Below are 16600 nucleotides of genomic sequence, written 5' to 3'. Positions count from 1 at the left end.
GCTGCGCGATACACAAAAGCGCAGTGGGAGGCCGATGGACCGATGGGGTTTGGGTGGGGCCTCGTTATGACTACAACATCTTTTTTCCCGATGGAACGGTCTGCGCGCGGGCTTGTGACAGCGCAGAGGGGGCGAGAGCCGAAATTGATAAAGTGGCTGATGCGTTTGTGCGTGTTCCTAGGAAATTTGAGTGGGCGTTTTTTCTGGAATTCTTGGGCGTGCGGAAAGGGGACGGGGTTGTTCGCAGAAGGTGACGGACGAGTCTGTCAGTCATTGCTAACGCGAACCGCGAGCCGACGTCGCCTTGCGCCTTTGCCTACAACTACGCCAGAATCCGCCGGCTTGTGCGCCTGGGGTTGCGTCGGTAGTTTGGGTTCGGTCACTGCTCATCAGTGATCGGGTTTAGCAGCTCGCCGAGTTAAGTCGCACAACGCATCGTCAGTCAGGAATCCCCATTCCTGCACTCGATGGTGGCTGTGCGCAGGGCGCCCTCGGGCGCGCCGATTTCTTAACTCGTCGGTCTGCTAACCTGCGTGCAGCTGCCTCCCAATTCGTTTAGCAGCGAACGGGTCGTGGCCTCAACCAGAGAGTTAAGACCATGGTTAAAATTACACCGAATCCTCCCGTTACCGATGAACACGTGTCGCGTGCTCAGGCTGCGCGGAACAAGAAAATTGATGATGCGGCCACTCGCGCGTTAGATTACTACCTGAAACCCAAGCCTAAGAGCGAAACGTCTGACAAGCCCGACTCCATTTTCCGGATTGATCCTGGGATTGATTCTGAGTGTTTGCTTGCGAATCTCAGTGAGAACCTGGCTTCGGCGAATGCGATGATCAGTGATCTTGCGTTCGACCTGGATGGCTCGCGAAGGCGGGTTGCGTTGGGGATTTTGCAGGTGATTGAGGTGAGTGAATTGTTGGCGAATCGGGCGTTGGATATTGTTGAGGTGAGGTAGCCGAGGCGTTCGCCTCGGTAGAGGAAAGGTCTTGCGCAGCAGACCTTTCCTGCCGCCTGACGGGAGCATCAAAGCACACCGGAGACCTGCACCGTGTGTGGGAAGACCAGAGTCGTTTTGATCTGCGCAAACACATCCGACAATTCCCGGTACTCAAGCCGGTGGAGGACTTGCGTTGTTCCGCACCGTCCAAGTGGGCGATCGGGGCTTTGATGTGAGCTGGAGTGATGACTCGGAACTGGCGGCTGTCACCTTGCATCGGTTGGCGCTGGAGCAAGCTGTGATGTAAACAGGAATTACAGAGTCATGCTTTGCATTAAATGGGTGGCCTGAAAAGCCCGTGGCGTACTGCCTGTTATTTTTCGAAATGCCGCCACATAAGCGGCTGCACTTGCAAACTGAAGAGTGTGCGCAACCGATTTTACGGACCGATTCGATGCCAGCAAATCCAGTGAGGCGACGATGCGCGCTCGTTGGTGCCAGGTGCGATAGTTCAAGCCAACTTCCGCGCTAAAGCGCCGCGTAAAAGTGCGTTCGGACATGGCCGCACGATACGCAATTTCAGATATCGGCCAATGCCATTGATTGCCTGAAATCAGTTCCATCAATGCCGTGCGCAGCCGGTCGTCAGTCGGCATCGGTAAATGTGTCGGCAGGCAAGCTGCTTCACGCAATGCATGCAGCAGTAAATGCACCATCAGGTCGCGCATTTCATCTTCGCGCGGCTGCTCGAACAATCCCAGTACCAACTCCTTGATCAGCGTGGATGCCACAACTGCGTGCACCTCGTGGCAGCGCGCGAAGTTGGCGATTTGGGTGAATAGCGCCGGTTGGAAATACACCGTTCGCATTTCAACATCCGACAGGATCTGAATGGTATGCGGTTGATGTGGCGGTATCCACAACGCGCGTTGCGGCGGAATCGTCCAGCGACTCAGGTGGGTCTCAATCAACATGATGCCGCTCAACGCAAACACCAGTTGCCCGGTCTGGTGCTCGTGCGAAGGCAGCACAGCGCCACGCTCATGCCGCTTCGCTAACAGGCGAAACCCGGCGGGCTCGTGATGGCGCGTCAGCGATGTTTTTTGGCCGATGGAGTCTGACATGCCAAACATACTATAGGACTCTGACTACTTGAATCGAGGCCATCATGCATCGTGAATCTGATCTTGTTCACCTAGGCCGTACCAGTGCCGCAGCGGTTCATGCGGTCAACCCGCCCTTGGTACGTGCGTCAACGGTCGTGTTTGAAACCCTGGAGGAATATCGGCACTCGTACCAGAGCAGGGTTTTTGAATCGTTCCGTTATGGGCGTTCGGGTACAGTGACCGCGTTTGAGTTACAGGAGGCCATGGCACGAATTGAAAATGCCGAAACCTGCATCGCCACCTCCAGCGGTTTGAACGCTATCACCGCAGTGTTAGGCGCGCATGCGGGACCGGGAAAACATATTCTGGTCTACAACGGTGTGTATGGTCCGACCCGTATATTTTGCGAGCAATCGCTGACAGCACTCGGCACGCGGATCAGCTTCTTCAATGACGGCACCGAAGTAAGCCAACTGATCGATGACGATACGAGTCTTGTGTTCATCGAAGTGCCTTCGTCGTTGACGATGCAGATGCTGGACATCACGCAAGTTTGCGCGGCGGCGCACGAACGGGGCATACCGGTTGCCTGCGATTCAACATGGGGCTCACCGATGTATTTCAATGCCCATGCGTTGGGGATCGATATTTCGATTCATTCGGCAACCAAATTCATCAACGGTCACTCAGACGTCATTCTCGGTCTGGTTACCGGTGCTTACTCAACGTTGGAAACGACGCGCCAATGGTGTGACCGCTACGGCTCACATGCCTCCCCGGACGTTTGCTGGCTCGCCCTGCGCGGATTGAGGACACTCGCCGTGCGCATGCCCCGGCATCAAGCCAGCGCAATCGAAGTGGCTGAATGGTTGTGTAAACATCCGAAGGTCAAATGCGTGATGTTTCCAGTGCTGGCGTCAGACCCTGGGCACGCACTTTGGAAAAAGCAGTTTGCCGGTGGCGCGGGGCCCTTCACCTTCGAACTGCAACCGTGCAACGAAGCCGCTTTCGAACGGTTCATCAATGCGTTGACATTGTTTGGTCTGGGTACCAGTTGGGGCGGTTATGAAAGCTTGGTGATGCCCGCAATTCCATACGCGTTGCGCTCGGTCAAGACCCTGCCTGACGAGGGGCGACTGGTTCGTCTGCACATCGGGCTCGAACATGCGCCGGATCTGTGTGCAGATCTGGCTCACGCGTTTGATCGGATGGATGAGTGAGGCTGGGCAGCGGAGTTCAGTCCGGTGGCATTTGGGGAATGAAGCAGGAAAATCGCTTCTTTTGAAAGGTCTGACAGTCTCGGCTCACAGAGCCCGCAAACCCCACAGCGCGTTGCGCCTTTGCCAACAGCTACGCCAGAATCCGCCGGCATGTCCGCCTTGGGTTGCATCAGTAGTTTGGGACCTGTCACTGCTCATCAGTTACCGGGTTTAGTCGCCCGTCGTTGCTAAGTCGCTCAAGCGTCCATCAGTCAGACGTCTTCAAATTAAAGAGATCGCGCTCGGGGGCATGGTCGTACTTGTGCTTCAGCATCGGCTTGGCGATCAGTGCCCGCTGTAGAGCGGGCACCACTTCCTATGGGAGAAAAAGGCTTACGCCAGCTTACCAGTTGTAACTCACTTTGGCGGTAATTTCGCGACCCGGGTTGTAATAGTTCGCCGTGCCGGAACCGACCACGTGTTGCTCGTCCAGCAGGTTGCTGACATTCACGGCAAGGTCGGTGCCCTTTGCAATCTGGTAGTTGAAGGCGGCGTCGAACAAGGTGGTGCCATCGCTCTTGCTGTTGTTGGCGGCCTCCATGTAATAGGCACCGACGTAGCGTGCGCCCAGGCCGAGGCTCACGTCAGTGCCGGGCAAGCTGTAGTAACTCCACAGAGAAGCGGAATGCCTCGGTGCCGTGGTGAACTCATTGCCCTTGAGGGAGCTGCCGTCGTACAACGTACCGCGCAGCACCTCGGACTTCATGTAGGAATAGCCGCCAATCAGGCTGAGGTTCTGCGTCAGTTGCGCTTTGGCCTCCAGGTCGAGGCCGCGCACTCGCGACTCGCCCACCGTCTGCTGTTCGATGATGCCGCTTGGCAGCACCACAGCGATCGTGACGTTTTCCTGGGTCAGGTCATAAACGGCTGCAGAGAACAGCGCGTCCATCGCCATGGGCGAATACTTCACGCCCACTTCGTACTGCTTGCCCGTTTGCGGTGTAACGCCAACCTGGGGGGGCGAGACGGATTCCACCATGCTCACATAGGTGGACACCTCATCGTTGACGATATAGGTCAACGAACCGCGGTAGGAGGTTTCGGAGAAGTTGTCTTTCTCAGTGGATTGCAAGCCTTCGCTGGTCAGGTCCATCGAGTCGTTGCGCATACCCGCGGTGACGATGAAACGCTCGTAGAACGATAGGTTCTGCTGAAGGAATACGGCCTTGGTGGTCGCGTCTCGCTTATTGACGGCATACGGCGTGATTGAGCGTGAAACGCCAGTAAACACCGGATTTGCAATGTCAATCGGGGTCGCCAGGGCGTAGACCGAGCTTTCCTTGGTGGTCGAATCGAGGTACTCCACGCCCACCAGGCTGCTGCTGTCGATATTCTCGAAGCGGGCATCGTATTGCAGCATCAGATTGCCGTTGAACTGGTCGGCTTCACTGTCCGTTCCAAACAGATACCGGTCAACGGTAGTACCGACACGTGCGGCGCTGTCGCTGATGTAAACGTAGCCAAAATCATCGGTCAGTTTGCTGTAACGCAGGTTGCTGCGCAGTACGAAGCCGTTGTCGAAATCATGGGTAACATTGCCGCTGAGGCTGGTGCGCTCGACATCGTGAAAGTTGTAGCTGGGCTCACCATAAAACTTGCTGCGGTCGTATTCCTTGTCCAGCGGATAACCACCACTGTTGGGCGAACTTTCGGTTTTCAGGTAGTCCAGAATCATTGTGGCCGACGTGTAGTCGGTAGGTGCCCAAGTGAGGCCACCCATCACCAACTTGTTGTCGTCCTGTGAGTGGTCGTACTCGCGGTCGCTGTTTTGCCCTTTGGCAGTAAAGCGGCCGGCCAGGGTTTTTTCGTCGTTCAGCGCGTCCCCCACATCGACGCCTGTCTCGACATGGTCAAAGGAACCGTAGGTCACGTAGCCCTGGCCAAACTGCTCGAAGCGCGGCTGTTTAGTCACGAAGTTCACCGAGCCACCTGGGTCCGCCGGGCCAAACAGCGTGGAGTTGGCGCCACGCAGAATCTCGATGCGCTCATAGGCGAAAGGATCTTCGCGTACGCCGCGCATCGAACTCAGGGTCAAGCCGTCACGGTAGGTAGTGGCCTGGAAGCCGCGGATCTGGAAATAGTCGTTGCGGTCGTCCGAACCATAAAAGTCGCTGATCACGCCCGGCGTGTATTGAAGTGCCTCTTCAGTGGTGCTGACGCTGCGTTGCTCCATTTCCTTGCGGGTCACAACCGACACGGAGGCGGGCGTGTTGAGAATGTTGGTTGCCACCTTGCCGCCGACCCAGAGCTCCTTGGCGACCACCGAGTTGGTGTCGTCGTCGGCGTTGACCTTGACCTTGGCATTGATGATAAGGGGGGCGAGGCGGTAGTCCTCGGTGTCGGTTGCGCCAAGTTCGAGCGGGCCGGCAGGCTTTTGTTGAGGTATCAGCAGGTAAGCGTTCGGGCCTTGCTGCTCGATTTGCAACTCGCTTCCCTGTAACAACATTGACAGCGCTGCCGACGTATCGAAGGTGCCGTTCACGCCTCCCGTTGTGCGGTTCGCTACGCTCGAGTCATCGAAGGAAAGACTGATGCCCGCCTCGCGCGCAAAGCGGTCAAGCGCCGGCGCCAGCGGGCCGGCAGCGATATTCCACTGCTGGACCTGGTTGCGGTGTTCAGCGCTCGAAGATTGCGCCAGCGATGGCAGGCCGTAGCTGCTGACGATCAAACCCAGAATCACGCCTTGTACGGCATGACTCAATGGACGGCGCTGTGTAACCGGGGACGAACTCATTTTCTCGCTCCATGGAAGGGTATCGGCAGATTGGCCTGTAACGTCGGCCTTCCTTACAAGTCGAACGAGAATGAGAAACTACCTCATTAGTTTTTTCAAATACGAGAAAAGTGCGAATGGACTCAGCTGGCGGCGGTCAATGTCACCCAGTAACGGGTCCGATAATCAACGTGCAAGCGCAACGACTGCGCGACCAATGCCAGCACCTGATCGTTGTCAGCGAGCTGAAAGGTGCCGGAAACCCGACGGTCAGCCACTTCTTCGGCGCATCGCAATACGCCGGGACGGTAGCGCGACAACTCAACAATAAAATCACTGAGGCGCATATTGCGCGCGGTGATCACCCCGTCACTCCAGCTCCAGAGATCAAGGCCGTTATCCTTGAACTTATGGACGCCATTTGATGTGAACAGCAGCAGGTTTGCGGCCTGGACACTGCTGCTTGCGCTATCGGCCAGGGTTTGACTGGCTCCCGGAAATACCGTGACTGTGCCTTCCTGAACCGCGAGCAGGGTGCCGTCGTCACGTTCCCGCGCCAGGAAGCGGGCACTCTGAGCGCGCATGACCCCGTCCCGTGTCTGTACCCAGAAGGGGCGCGTTTGTGTCGAGTGTTCATCCGCGCCGACATTCACGATGATTTCACCACGCCGCAGAATGATCAGGCGCCGCTGTGCGTCGAAATCGCTGTCGACAGCGCTGTCGCTATTGAGCTGGATAAGGCTGCCATCATCGAGCTGGACGCGTCGTTGCTCACCGGTGCTGCTGCGCTGCTGCGCAAGCATGGCCGGCACGGGTGTGTAATCCCGGCCGAGCCAGGCGGCTGCGCCGACAGTGGCCAACAGGCCCAGTAGCTTCAGGCTTTCCCGTCTTCGTATGCCACGGTGGGTGCCGTTAAGGGTTTGTCGGGCCAATTGCGCTGGCACGCCGGCGAATTCATCCCCAAGCGCTTCCACACGCTGCCACGCCAACAGGTGCTCTGGGCGCTGCTGTAGCCAGTGCTCAAAAGTGCGCTGTGTTTGCTCATCTGGCTGATTGAAGCGAAGGCGCACCTGCCAGTGGATCGCCTGGTCGACAACGGCCGGATCCAGCGCCTGCGACTCACGCCTCGACATAACGCAAGCGATAACAGTGTTGCAGGGCTATGGCCAGGTCGCGCTCCACCGTCGCACGGGAAACGCCCAACTTTTCGGCTATTTGCGCGCAGGTCAAGCCGTCTAGCCGGGCAAATAGAAAGGCCTGGCGAACTCTCGGCTTAAGCATATCGAGCATGCGATCTATCCGCTCGAGCGTATCAAGAATCAGCAGTCGGCTTTCTTCCGAGGGAACCTCGTGTTGAGGCAGTAACGCGACGCTCTCCAGATAGGCACGTTCGAGTTCGCGACGACGATACTGATCAATCATCAGCCCGCGGGCGATGCTGCTCAGATAGGCACGGGGTTCGCGCAAGGGGCTTGATTGACGGGATTTGAGCAGACGTACGAAGGTGTCTTGCACCAAATCTGCTGCGTTATCGCGACATCCAATGCGTCGGCTTAGCCAGCCGTGTAACCACGAGTGGTGGGTGCGATAGAGCAGCGCTAGATCTGCAGTGCCTAGTATTTCGTCGCTGCGCATCGGTATTCCGGCGAGTAATTGATAATTACTCGCATTCTACCTGCGCGATAGGACTCAGGCAAATGCGTGGCGCTCAGCGTCCGCTTTTGGCCGTTTTTGCCATGTCCCGCTCAAAGAACATCGCGCAGATAGGCCTTGAGCGTGAGAGCTGGGCCACGAAGTTCCTCCATCGCCCGCACAGAACCAAAGTCCTCTGCCAGCCGCGCCAACTCTCGGCCCAGCACTGTATCCACCCCACCAATCGCCCCCAACGCCAAATCCAGGCATCGGCCGATTTCGCCCTGAATCCCTGTCACATCGCCCCGCCGTATCAACAACTCAAAAACCTCACGGTCGCAACTGCCCATCAATGGATCATCTCGCAGAATCGGGCTGTGACCCTCTGCCTCATAAGCCAGCTTGAGGGAATAAAGAGCGACCGTTTCCAGTAGCAATTCCATGGGGTGAAATCCTTGGTGACTGGGTGAGAAGGGTGGGTTATGTCTTGGATTTGGCTGCTCGGGTACTGGTGAAGGGGGTGACTGCTTTGTGAGCGGTTCGCACTCAAGCGGGAGCAACTTCTTCCTCACCATGGGGTTGGCTATGGGGGCCCGCTTCACGCCCTGAGCTCTGCGTTAGCCGCGGCAAATCACTTTCCAGCAGACGAAAAAAAAGACCTTGAATTTCAAGGTCTTTCTTTAAGATGGTGCCCCGAGGGAGACTCGAACTCCCACTCCTTTCGAAAACGGATTTTGAATCCGCCGCGTCTACCAATTCCGCCATCAGGGCTCAATGGCGGCGAAGTATAGAGAGGTGCCTACCGTTGGTCAATCACGTTTCATGGTGAATTTTTGATAATTCCGCTAGACTTTCGGCCCCTGCTAGACGAACCCCATCATGCGTGTTGCTGACTTTACCTTCGAACTCCCGGATTCGCTGATCGCTCGCCACCCTCTGGCCGAGCGTCGCGCCAGTCGACTGTTGACCCTGGACGGGGTCAGCGGTGCCATGGCTCACCGTCAATTCACTGATTTGCTTGAGCATTTGCGCCCGGGCGATTTGATGGTGTTCAACAATACCCGAGTCATTCCCGCGCGTTTGTTTGGCCAGAAGGCCTCCGGCGGCAAGCTGGAAATTCTGGTGGAGCGGGTGCTGGACAGCCATCGGGTGCTGGCCCATGTGCGGTCGAGCAAGTCGCCCAAGCCGGGCTCGTCGATCTTGATCGACGGCGGCGGTGAGGCGCGGATGGTGGCGCGCCATGACACGTTGTTCGAGCTGGAGTTTGCCGAAGAGGTGTTGCCGCTGCTCGACCGTGTCGGGCATATGCCGTTGCCTCCTTATATAGACCGCCCGGACGAAGGTTCGGACCGCGAGCGTTATCAGACGGTGTACGCCGAGCGCCTGGGGGCGGTGGCGGCGCCGACGGCGGGGCTGCATTTTGATCAGCCATTGCTGGAGGCGATTGCCGCCAAGGGCGTGGAGACGGCGTTCGTGACGCTGCACGTCGGCGCCGGGACGTTCCAGCCGGTGCGCGTGGAGCGCATCGAAGACCACCACATGCACAACGAATGGCTGGAAGTCAGCCAGGAAGTGGTCGATGCCGTGGCGGCCTGTCGCGCGCGCGGCGGGCGGGTGGTGGCGGTGGGGACCACCAGCGTGCGTTCCCTGGAAAGCGCCGCGCGCGACGGCGTGCTCAAGCCGTTCAGTGGCGACACCGACATTTTTATCTACCCGGGCCGGCCGTTTCATGTGGTCGATGCCTTGGTCACCAACTTTCATTTGCCTGAATCCACGCTGTTGATGCTGGTTTCGGCGTTCGCCGGTTATCCCGAAGCCATGGCCGCCTACAAGGCCGCCGTCGAGCATGGATACCGCTTTTTCAGCTACGGTGATGCGATGTTCATCACCCGTAACCCCGCGCCACGCGGACCCGAGGAAACAGTATGAGTCGCACCTGTCGCATGTCCTTCGAGTTGCTTGCTACCGATGGCAAGGCTCGTCGCGGTCGTCTGACCTTCCCCCGCGGTAGCGTGGAAACCCCTGCGTTCATGCCGGTGGGCACCTACGGCACGGTCAAGGGCATGCTACCCCGTGACATCGTCGCCACGGGCGCGGAGATCATCCTCGGCAACACCTTCCACCTGTGGCTGCGCCCGGGCATGGAAGTGATCAAGGCCCACGGCGACTTGCACGATTTCATGCAGTGGAAAGGCCCGATCCTGACCGACTCCGGCGGCTTCCAGGTGTTCAGTCTCGGTGCCATGCGCAAGATCAAGGAGGAGGGCGTGACCTTCGCTTCTCCGGTCGATGGTTCCAAGGTGTTCATGGGGCCGGAAGAGTCGATGCAGGTGCAGCGCGACCTGGGCTCGGACATCGTGATGATCTTCGACGAATGCACGCCGTACCCGGCCGATGAGGACGTGGCGCGGGTGTCCATGGAGCTGTCGTTGCGCTGGGCCCAGCGCTCGAAGAACGCCCATGGCGAAAACACCGCGGCGCTGTTCGGCATCGTCCAGGGCGGCATGCACGAGGATTTGCGCAAGCGCTCGCTCGACGGCCTGGACAAGATTGGCTTCGATGGCCTGGCGATTGGCGGCCTGTCGGTGGGCGAGCCGAAGCACGAGATGATCAAGGTGCTCGATTACCTGCCGGGCCTGATGCCGGCTGACAAACCTCGTTACCTTATGGGCGTTGGCAAACCGGAAGATCTGGTTGAGGGTGTGCGCCGCGGGGTGGACATGTTCGATTGCGTGATGCCAACCCGTAATGCCCGCAATGGGCATCTGTTCATCGACACTGGCGTGCTGAAGATCCGTAACGCGTTCCATCGCCATGATGATTCGCCGCTCGATCCGACGTGCGATTGCTATACCTGCCAGAACTTCTCCCGCGCTTATCTGCATCATTTGGACAAGTGCGGCGAAATGCTCGGCAGCATGCTCAATACCATCCACAATTTGCGCCATTATCAGGTGCTTATGGCTGGTTTGCGCGAGGCTATCCAACAGGGTACATTGGCCGCCTTTGTCGAGGCCTTCTATGCCAAGCGCGGGTTGCCTGTTCCGCCTTTGGACTGAGTTTTCCGATCCCTAGATTCAATATTTGCAACTGGAGTGCTAAATGAGCTTTTTTATCTCTAATGCCATGGCTGACGCGGCTGCACCTGCTGCTGCCGGCCCTATGGGTGGCGGTTTCGAGTGGATTTTCCTGGTCGGCTTCCTGGTCATCTTCTACCTGATGATCTGGCGTCCACAGGCCAAGCGCGCCAAAGAGCAGAAGAACCTGCTCGGCAGCTTGCAGAAAGGCGATGAAGTGGTCACCACCGGCGGCATCGCTGGCAAGATCACCAAAGTGGCGGATGACTTCGTGGTACTGGAAGTGTCGGACACTGTTGAAATGAAGTTCCAGAAGGGCGCCATCGCGGCCACGCTGCCAAAAGGCACGCTGAAAGCGATCTAAGTAACAACTTCTCTTCAATCGACGGGGCGCGCAAGGCGCCCCGCGTCATAAGCGGGCGGCGTGATGCTGAACAAATACCCTCTGTGGAAATACGTACTGATCCTGGCGGTGCTGGCGGTCGGTGTGATTTATTCCGCTCCGAATTTATACCCGGATGACCCGGCCATCCAGGTCAGCGGCGCCAGCACGGCGTTGCAGGTCACCCAGGCCGATCTGGACCGCGCGAGCGCAGCGCTCAAGGCGTCCAATATCGATGTGAAGGCTGCGTCCATCGCCGAAAACGGCAAGGGCGGCCTGTTGCGCCTGGTCAAGTCGGAAGACCAGCTGCCAGCCAAAGACGTCGTTCGCAAGGCCTTGGGCGACGATTATGTGGTTGCCCTGAACCTGGCCCAGACCACCCCGCAGTGGCTGCGCAAGCTGGGTGCCCACCCGATGAAGCTCGGCCTGGATTTGTCCGGTGGTGTGCACTTCCTGCTGGAAGTGGACATGGACAAAGCCCTCGACGCACGCCTGAAAGTCTATGAAGGCGACGTCAAGAGCCTGTTGCGCAAAGAGCGCTTGCGCTATCGCAGCCTGCCGCAACTCGACGGTGCCATTCAGTTGGGCTTCAGTGATGAAGACACCCGCGAGCAGGCCCGTGCCCTGATCCGCAAGAATTTCAATGATTTCGACATTGTGCCGGCCGACCTCAATGGTCAGGCGGTGCTGCGTCTGGCGATGACCCCAGCCAAGCTGGCGGAAATCCGCGAATACTCCATCAAGCAGAACTTGACCACGGTGCGTAACCGCGTCAACGAGCTGGGTGTGGCCGAGCCGATCGTCCAGCGCCAGGGCGCCAACCGCATCGTGGTTGAGCTGCCGGGCGTGCAAGATACCGCCGAAGCCAAGCGTATCCTCGGCAAGACCGCCAACCTGGAATTCCGCCTGGCCGCTGAGCCGGGGGCTTCCAAGGCCTCTTCCGAGAGCTTCGAGTTCCGTGAAGGCGGTCGTCCGGCGGCGCAGATCGAGCGTGGCCTGATCATCACCGGTGACCAGGTGACCGACGCCCAGGCGGGCTTCGACGAGCAAGGTCGTCCACAGGTGAACATTCGCCTCGACGGTCATGGCGGCGAACTGATGAGCCGCGCCACGCGCAGCAACGTCGGTCGCAGCATGGCGGTGATCTTCATCGAGCAGAAGCCGACCACCACCTACACCAAGCAAATGGTCAACGGCGTCGAGAAAGACGTGCCGGTCCAGACCTTTAAGGAAGAGAAGAAGATCATCAGCCTGGCGACCATCCAGTCGCCACTGGGCAGCCAGTTCCGCATCACTGGCCTGAACGGCCAGGGCGAATCCTCGGAACTGGCCCTGCTGCTGCGTGCCGGTGGCCTGGCCGCGCCGATGTACTTCGCTGAAGAACGCACCATCGGCCCGAGTCTGGGTGCCGACAACATCGCCAAGGGTGTCGATGCGTCGCTGTGGGGCATGCTGTTCGTGTCGCTGTTCATCATTGCCATCTATCGCTTCTTCGGCCTGATCGCCACGGTTGCGCTGGCGGTTAACATGGTGCTGCTGCTGGCCCTGATGTCGCTGTTGGGCGCCACGCTGACTCTGCCCGGTATCGCCGGTATCGTCTTGACCATGGGGATGGCGGTGGACGCCAACGTGCTGATTTTCTCGCGGATACGTGAAGAGATTGCCGCGGGCATGTCGATCCAGCGGGCAATCAACGAAGGCTTCGGCCGCGCATTCACTGCGATTATCGACTCCAACCTGACCACGTTGCTGGTCGGCGGGATTCTCTTTGCCATGGGCACCGGCCCGGTCAAGGGCTTCGCAGTGACCATGTCCCTCGGGATCTTTACCTCGATGTTCACAGCCATTCTGGTGACCCGTGCAATGGTCAACCTGATTTATGGTGGCCGTGACGTCAAGAAGTTGTGGATTTAAGGGGCTGCCATGTTACGTACAATCAACTTCATGGGCGTTCGCAACATTGCGTTCGGCGTCACATTGTTCCTTACCGTCCTGGCCTTGTTCAGTTGGGCCACCAAGGGCCTGAACTACGGACTGGACTTCACCGGCGGTACGCTCATCGAGCTGACCTACGAGCGTCCGGCGGATGTTGGCAAGGTGCGCGAGCAGCTGATGACGTCGGGTTATACCGACGCTGTTGTGCAAAGCTTCGGCGCGACCACCGATCTGCTGGTGCGCATGCCTGGCGAGGACCCGCAACTGGGTCAGCAAGTGGCTGACGCCTTGCAGAAGGCTGGCGGCGACAACCCGGCCCAGGTCAAGCGCGTCGAGTTTGTCGGCCCGCAGGTAGGTGAAGAGCTGCGCGACCAGGGCGGCCTCGGCATGCTGTTGGCGCTGGGCGGCGTGATGCTCTACCTGGCTTTTCGCTTCCAGTGGAAATTCGCGGTGGGCGCGATTGTCTCGTTGATCCACGACGTGATCGTGACCGTGGGCATCCTGTCGTTCTTCCAGATCACCTTCGACTTGACGGTGCTGGCGGCGGTGCTGGCGATTATCGGTTACTCGCTCAACGACACCATCGTGGTGTTCGACCGGGTGCGTGAAAACTTCCGTGTGCTGCGCAAGGCCTCGCTGATCGAGAACATCAACATCTCGACCACCCAGACCCTGCTGCGAACAATGGCAACGTCGATCTCGACCTTGCTGGCGATTGCCGCGCTGCTGTTCTTTGGGGGCGACAACCTGTTCGGCTTCTCCATCGCGCTGTTCATCGGTGTGATGGCGGGTACCTACTCGTCGATCTACATCGCCAACGTGGTGCTGATCTGGCTGAACCTGAGCTCCGAGGACCTGATTCCTCCGGCAGCCACCGAGACCGAGGTGGACGACCGCCCGTAAGGCTCGGTTTTCCGTCCGTCACCGCTAAAAAGGCGCGAGTTGAACTCGCGCCTTTTTTTGTGCTCCAAGGCTGGGAGAAGCGCGGATTAATCCGCATGTGATGGCCTGGAGGTTCAAGTGAACAAATCGATGCTGGTTGGTGCGGTATTGGGTGCTGTCGGTGTGACTGCCGGTGGTGCGGTCGCGACCTACAGCTTGGTAAAGAGTGGCCCCGAGTATGCGCAAGTACTGGCCGTGGAACCGGTCAAGACCCAAATCAAGACCCCGCGTGAAGTGTGCAAGGACGTCACCGTGACTCGGCAGAAGCCGGTCCAGGATCAACACCAGATCGCCGGCACCGTGCTGGGCGCGGTGGCCGGAGGCCTGTTGGGCAACCAGATCGGTGGCGGCAACGGCAAGAAAATCGCCACCGTGGCGGGTGCGGCCGGCGGCGGTTATGCCGGTAACAAGATTCAGGAAGGCATGCAGGAGCGCGACACCTACACCACCACCCAAACTCGCTGCAACACCGTCAATGACATCAGCGACAAGGTTGTAGGCTACGACGTTCGCTACATGCTCGACGGCAAGGAAGGCAAAGTCCGCATGGACCGCGACCCGGGCAACCAGATCCCGGTCAGCAAGGAAGGCCAGCTGATCCTGGGTCAGAACGAACCGGCTCAGTGATCCAACCGCTATGAAAAAGCACCCTCCGGGTGCTTTTTTTTTCGCCCGATTTTTATGCCTCGCCCCTATATCCAGGCGTAAATTCATCGTGGCGAGGGAGCTTGCTCCCGCTCGGTTGCGCAGCGATCGCAAAATTTCTGGGGCCGCTGCGCAGCCCAGCGGGGATAAATCTCCTCGCCACAGGGGTATTTGGTGTGAAACGCATGCATAAAAAAAGCACTCCGAAGAGTGCTTTTTTTATAGCTGAACTGCTTAGCGCTTCAACGAAGCCGGCAAGTGCGGCTGGATAGCCGTCAGCACGGCCTTGAAGCATTTGGTGTTGCCGGCAACGATGTGGCCTTTTTCAAGGAAGTCGTGACCGCCGGTGAAGTCGCTCACCAAGCCGCCGGCTTCCTGGATCAGCAGGGCGCCTGCCGCCATGTCCCACTCGGACAGGCCCGATTCCCAGAATGCATCGAAACGACCGGCAGCGACGTAAGCCAGGTCAAGGCTCGCGGCACCGGCGCGGCGGATGCCGGCGGTTTGGCCGACCAGGGCGCGGAACATGCCCAGGTAGTTGTCCAGGTTGTCCATCTGGTCGTCACGGAACGGGAAACCGGTACCCAGCAGGGCGCCGTCCAGGCTGGTGCGGCCGCTGACCCGCAGGCGACGACCGTTCAGTTGGGCGCCGCGACCACGGCTGGCGGTGAATTCTTCCTGGCGAACCGGGTCCAGCACGACGGCGTGTTCCAGGCGACCACGGTATTTGCAGGCGATGCTGACAGCGAAGTGAGGAATGCCGCGCAGGAAGTTGGTGGTGCCGTCCAGCGGATCGATGATCCACAGGTACTCTTCGCCTTCGATGCCAGTGCCGGCGTGCATGCCGGTCTCTTCACCGAGGATGGAGTGGTTGGGGTAAGCCTTGCGCAGGGCGTCGACGATCTTCTGTTCGGCGGCGCGATCAACCTCGGACACGTAGTCCTTGGCGTCTTTTTCATCGACCTTGATGGTATCCAGGCGCTCGATGGAGCGGAAGATCAGTTCACTGGCGCTGCGGGCGGCGCGCAGCGCGATATTCAGCATGGGCTGCATGGATGTGTCACCTAAGGTTGTTAAAGAAAGCCGCGCATTCTATCAGAAAGTTTTCTCAGGAGAAGGTTGGTGTTCGCTTTCATAGCTTAACGGTAGGTGCTTAGGTAAGATTTGCTCCCTTTTAAGTGTTCGAGAGCGCCTCCCTTGTTGCAGAACATTCGTGTCGTCCTGGTCAATACCAGCCATCCGGGGAACATCGGCGGAGCTGCGCGGGCCATGAAGAACATGGGCCTGTCGCGGCTGGTGCTGGTCGAGCCTCGCTCGTTTCCCCATCACGAAGCCGATGCCCGGGCGTCCGGCGCCGGTGATGTCCTGGCCAATGCCCAGGTCGTCGCCACGTTGGAAGATGCCCTTGTAGGGTGCAACCTGGTGCTCGGCACCAGCGCCCGTGATCGCCGCATCCCCTGGCCGCTGCTCGACCCTCGCGAGTGCGGCACCAAAGTGGTCGAGGAAGCCGCCCAGGGCGCTGAAATCGCGCTGGTGTTTGGCCGTGAAGATTCCGGCCTGACCAATGAAGAGCTGCAGCGATGTCACTTTCACGTGCATATCCCCTCCGACCCCGAATTCAGCTCGCTGAACCTCGGGGCGGCGGTGCAGGTGTTGAGCTATGAAGTGCGCATGGCCTGGCTGAAAGCCGAAGGCCAGCCGAGCAAGGTGGAAAAATACGAGGCGACGTCGCCGCGCAGTGAGACACTGGCGACCATGGACGAGTTGGAGCGGTTCTATGAGCACCTGGAGCAGACCCTGGTGGATATCGAATTCCTCGACCCGGACAAGCCTCGGCATTTGATGGCGCGCCTGCGTCGGTTGTACGGACGAAGCTCGGTGAGCCGAGCGGAAATGAATATATTGCGCGGCATCCTCACGGAAACCCAGAAAGCGGCCCGTGGCGAGCTGATTAAGCGGAAGGAATAAA

At 58.8% G+C, this 16600-nt stretch carries 15 protein-coding genes and 1 tRNA gene; 9 read left to right on the top strand and 7 right to left on the bottom strand.

Annotated features, from left to right (window positions below; genetic code table 11):
• The first annotated feature begins 598 nt into the window (after positions 1 to 598).
• The gene (locus J3P95_RS20795) at positions 599 to 958 is read left to right on the top strand and encodes a DUF6124 family protein (RefSeq protein WP_434579860.1); all 360 of its coding nucleotides are present in this window, start codon (positions 599 to 601) and stop codon (positions 956 to 958) included.
• A gap of 296 nt (positions 959 to 1254) precedes the next feature.
• Here J3P95_RS20795 and J3P95_RS20790 read toward each other — a convergent pair whose 3' ends face one another.
• Positions 1255 to 2064, bottom strand: a complete 810-nt coding sequence (locus J3P95_RS20790; RefSeq protein ID WP_434579861.1) for a helix-turn-helix domain-containing protein — start codon at positions 2062 to 2064, stop codon at positions 1255 to 1257.
• A gap of 44 nt (positions 2065 to 2108) precedes the next feature.
• Between J3P95_RS20790 and J3P95_RS20785 the strand changes: the two genes are divergently transcribed.
• A complete protein-coding gene (locus J3P95_RS20785) occupies positions 2109 to 3266 on the top strand; it encodes a trans-sulfuration enzyme family protein (RefSeq protein ID WP_434579863.1) in 1158 nt (385 codons plus the stop codon).
• 382 nt (positions 3267 to 3648) lie between these two features.
• Here J3P95_RS20785 and J3P95_RS20780 read toward each other — a convergent pair whose 3' ends face one another.
• The 5 genes from J3P95_RS20780 to J3P95_RS20760 form a co-directional block, all read right to left on the bottom strand.
• Entirely contained in the window at positions 3649 to 6039 is a 2391-nt protein-coding gene (locus J3P95_RS20780; protein WP_434626079.1) for a TonB-dependent siderophore receptor, read from the bottom strand.
• Positions 6040 to 6161: 122 nt separating this feature from the next.
• On the bottom strand, positions 6162 to 7151 hold the full coding sequence (locus J3P95_RS20775) for a FecR domain-containing protein (protein WP_434579865.1): 990 nt from the start codon (positions 7149 to 7151) through the stop codon (positions 6162 to 6164).
• Complete coding sequence (locus J3P95_RS20770) at positions 7138 to 7653, bottom strand: sigma-70 family RNA polymerase sigma factor (protein ID WP_434558551.1); 516 nt, start codon at positions 7651 to 7653, stop codon at positions 7138 to 7140. The genes J3P95_RS20775 and J3P95_RS20770 overlap by 14 nt, the downstream gene beginning before the upstream one ends.
• Before the next feature lie 110 nt (positions 7654 to 7763).
• Positions 7764 to 8093: a hypothetical protein gene (locus tag J3P95_RS20765; RefSeq protein ID WP_434579868.1), complete on the bottom strand. Its 330-nt coding sequence runs from the start codon at positions 8091 to 8093 to the stop codon at positions 7764 to 7766.
• A 243-nt stretch (positions 8094 to 8336) separates the two neighbouring features.
• Positions 8337 to 8421, bottom strand: a tRNA-Leu gene (locus J3P95_RS20760).
• 108 nt (positions 8422 to 8529) lie between these two features.
• On the opposite strand from J3P95_RS20760, the gene queA reads away from it, so the two are divergent.
• From queA to J3P95_RS20730, 6 genes are all read left to right on the top strand, one after another.
• The gene (gene queA, locus J3P95_RS20755; protein ID WP_434558549.1) at positions 8530 to 9579 is read left to right on the top strand and encodes a tRNA preQ1(34) S-adenosylmethionine ribosyltransferase-isomerase QueA; all 1050 of its coding nucleotides are present in this window, start codon (positions 8530 to 8532) and stop codon (positions 9577 to 9579) included.
• A gap of 14 nt (positions 9580 to 9593) precedes the next feature.
• Positions 9594 to 10709: a tRNA guanosine(34) transglycosylase Tgt gene (gene tgt, locus J3P95_RS20750; protein ID WP_186635473.1), complete on the top strand. Its 1116-nt coding sequence runs from the start codon at positions 9594 to 9596 to the stop codon at positions 10707 to 10709.
• 43 nt (positions 10710 to 10752) lie between these two features.
• A complete protein-coding gene (gene yajC, locus J3P95_RS20745; protein ID WP_003185175.1) occupies positions 10753 to 11091 on the top strand; it encodes a preprotein translocase subunit YajC in 339 nt (112 codons plus the stop codon).
• 63 nt (positions 11092 to 11154) lie between these two features.
• A complete protein-coding gene (gene secD, locus J3P95_RS20740; protein ID WP_434579870.1) occupies positions 11155 to 13023 on the top strand; it encodes a protein translocase subunit SecD in 1869 nt (622 codons plus the stop codon).
• Positions 13024 to 13032: 9 nt separating this feature from the next.
• Positions 13033 to 13947 (top strand): protein translocase subunit SecF, encoded by a 915-nt coding sequence (gene secF, locus J3P95_RS20735; RefSeq protein ID WP_434558547.1) that lies wholly within the window; start codon positions 13033 to 13035, stop codon positions 13945 to 13947.
• A 117-nt stretch (positions 13948 to 14064) separates the two neighbouring features.
• On the top strand, positions 14065 to 14613 hold the full coding sequence (locus J3P95_RS20730; protein ID WP_018607449.1) for a glycine zipper 2TM domain-containing protein: 549 nt from the start codon (positions 14065 to 14067) through the stop codon (positions 14611 to 14613).
• Between the two features lie 252 nt (positions 14614 to 14865).
• On the opposite strand, the gene suhB is transcribed toward J3P95_RS20730, so the two are convergent.
• Positions 14866 to 15684, bottom strand: coding sequence for a type III secretion system regulator SuhB (gene suhB / locus J3P95_RS20725; RefSeq protein ID WP_003185165.1), 819 nt, complete (start codon positions 15682 to 15684; stop codon positions 14866 to 14868).
• 144 nt (positions 15685 to 15828) lie between these two features.
• Between suhB and trmJ the strand changes: the two genes are divergently transcribed.
• Complete coding sequence (gene trmJ / locus J3P95_RS20720) at positions 15829 to 16599, top strand: tRNA (cytosine(32)/uridine(32)-2'-O)-methyltransferase TrmJ (protein ID WP_186611087.1); 771 nt, start codon at positions 15829 to 15831, stop codon at positions 16597 to 16599.
• Position 16600 lies beyond the last annotated feature (1 nt).

Source organism: Pseudomonas sp. Z5-35 (genome assembly GCF_051131945.1).
In the GTDB taxonomy this organism is placed as follows: domain Bacteria; phylum Pseudomonadota; class Gammaproteobacteria; order Pseudomonadales; family Pseudomonadaceae; genus Aquipseudomonas; species Aquipseudomonas marvdashtae.
This window is presented reverse-complemented; position numbering and strand designations above follow the sequence as displayed.

Coding starts and splice junctions, on each gene's coding strand:
- J3P95_RS20775 (WP_434579865.1), bottom strand. CDS start 7,151: ATGTCGAGGCGTGAGTCGCAGGCGCTGGATCCGGCCGTTGTCGACCAG.
- tgt (WP_186635473.1), top strand. CDS start 9,594: ATGTCCTTCGAGTTGCTTGCTACCGATGGCAAGGCTCGTCGCGGTCGT.
- secF (WP_434558547.1), top strand. CDS start 13,033: ATGTTACGTACAATCAACTTCATGGGCGTTCGCAACATTGCGTTCGGC.
- J3P95_RS20790 (WP_434579861.1), bottom strand. CDS start 2,064: ATGTCAGACTCCATCGGCCAAAAAACATCGCTGACGCGCCATCACGAG.
- queA (WP_434558549.1), top strand. CDS start 8,530: ATGCGTGTTGCTGACTTTACCTTCGAACTCCCGGATTCGCTGATCGCT.
- J3P95_RS20780 (WP_434626079.1), bottom strand. CDS start 6,039: ATGAGTTCGTCCCCGGTTACACAGCGCCGTCCATTGAGTCATGCCGTA.
- J3P95_RS20795 (WP_434579860.1), top strand. CDS start 599: ATGGTTAAAATTACACCGAATCCTCCCGTTACCGATGAACACGTGTCG.
- J3P95_RS20770 (WP_434558551.1), bottom strand. CDS start 7,653: ATGCGCAGCGACGAAATACTAGGCACTGCAGATCTAGCGCTGCTCTAT.
- J3P95_RS20765 (WP_434579868.1), bottom strand. CDS start 8,093: ATGGAATTGCTACTGGAAACGGTCGCTCTTTATTCCCTCAAGCTGGCT.
- suhB (WP_003185165.1), bottom strand. CDS start 15,684: ATGCAGCCCATGCTGAATATCGCGCTGCGCGCCGCCCGCAGCGCCAGT.
- yajC (WP_003185175.1), top strand. CDS start 10,753: ATGAGCTTTTTTATCTCTAATGCCATGGCTGACGCGGCTGCACCTGCT.
- secD (WP_434579870.1), top strand. CDS start 11,155: ATGCTGAACAAATACCCTCTGTGGAAATACGTACTGATCCTGGCGGTG.
- J3P95_RS20785 (WP_434579863.1), top strand. CDS start 2,109: ATGCATCGTGAATCTGATCTTGTTCACCTAGGCCGTACCAGTGCCGCA.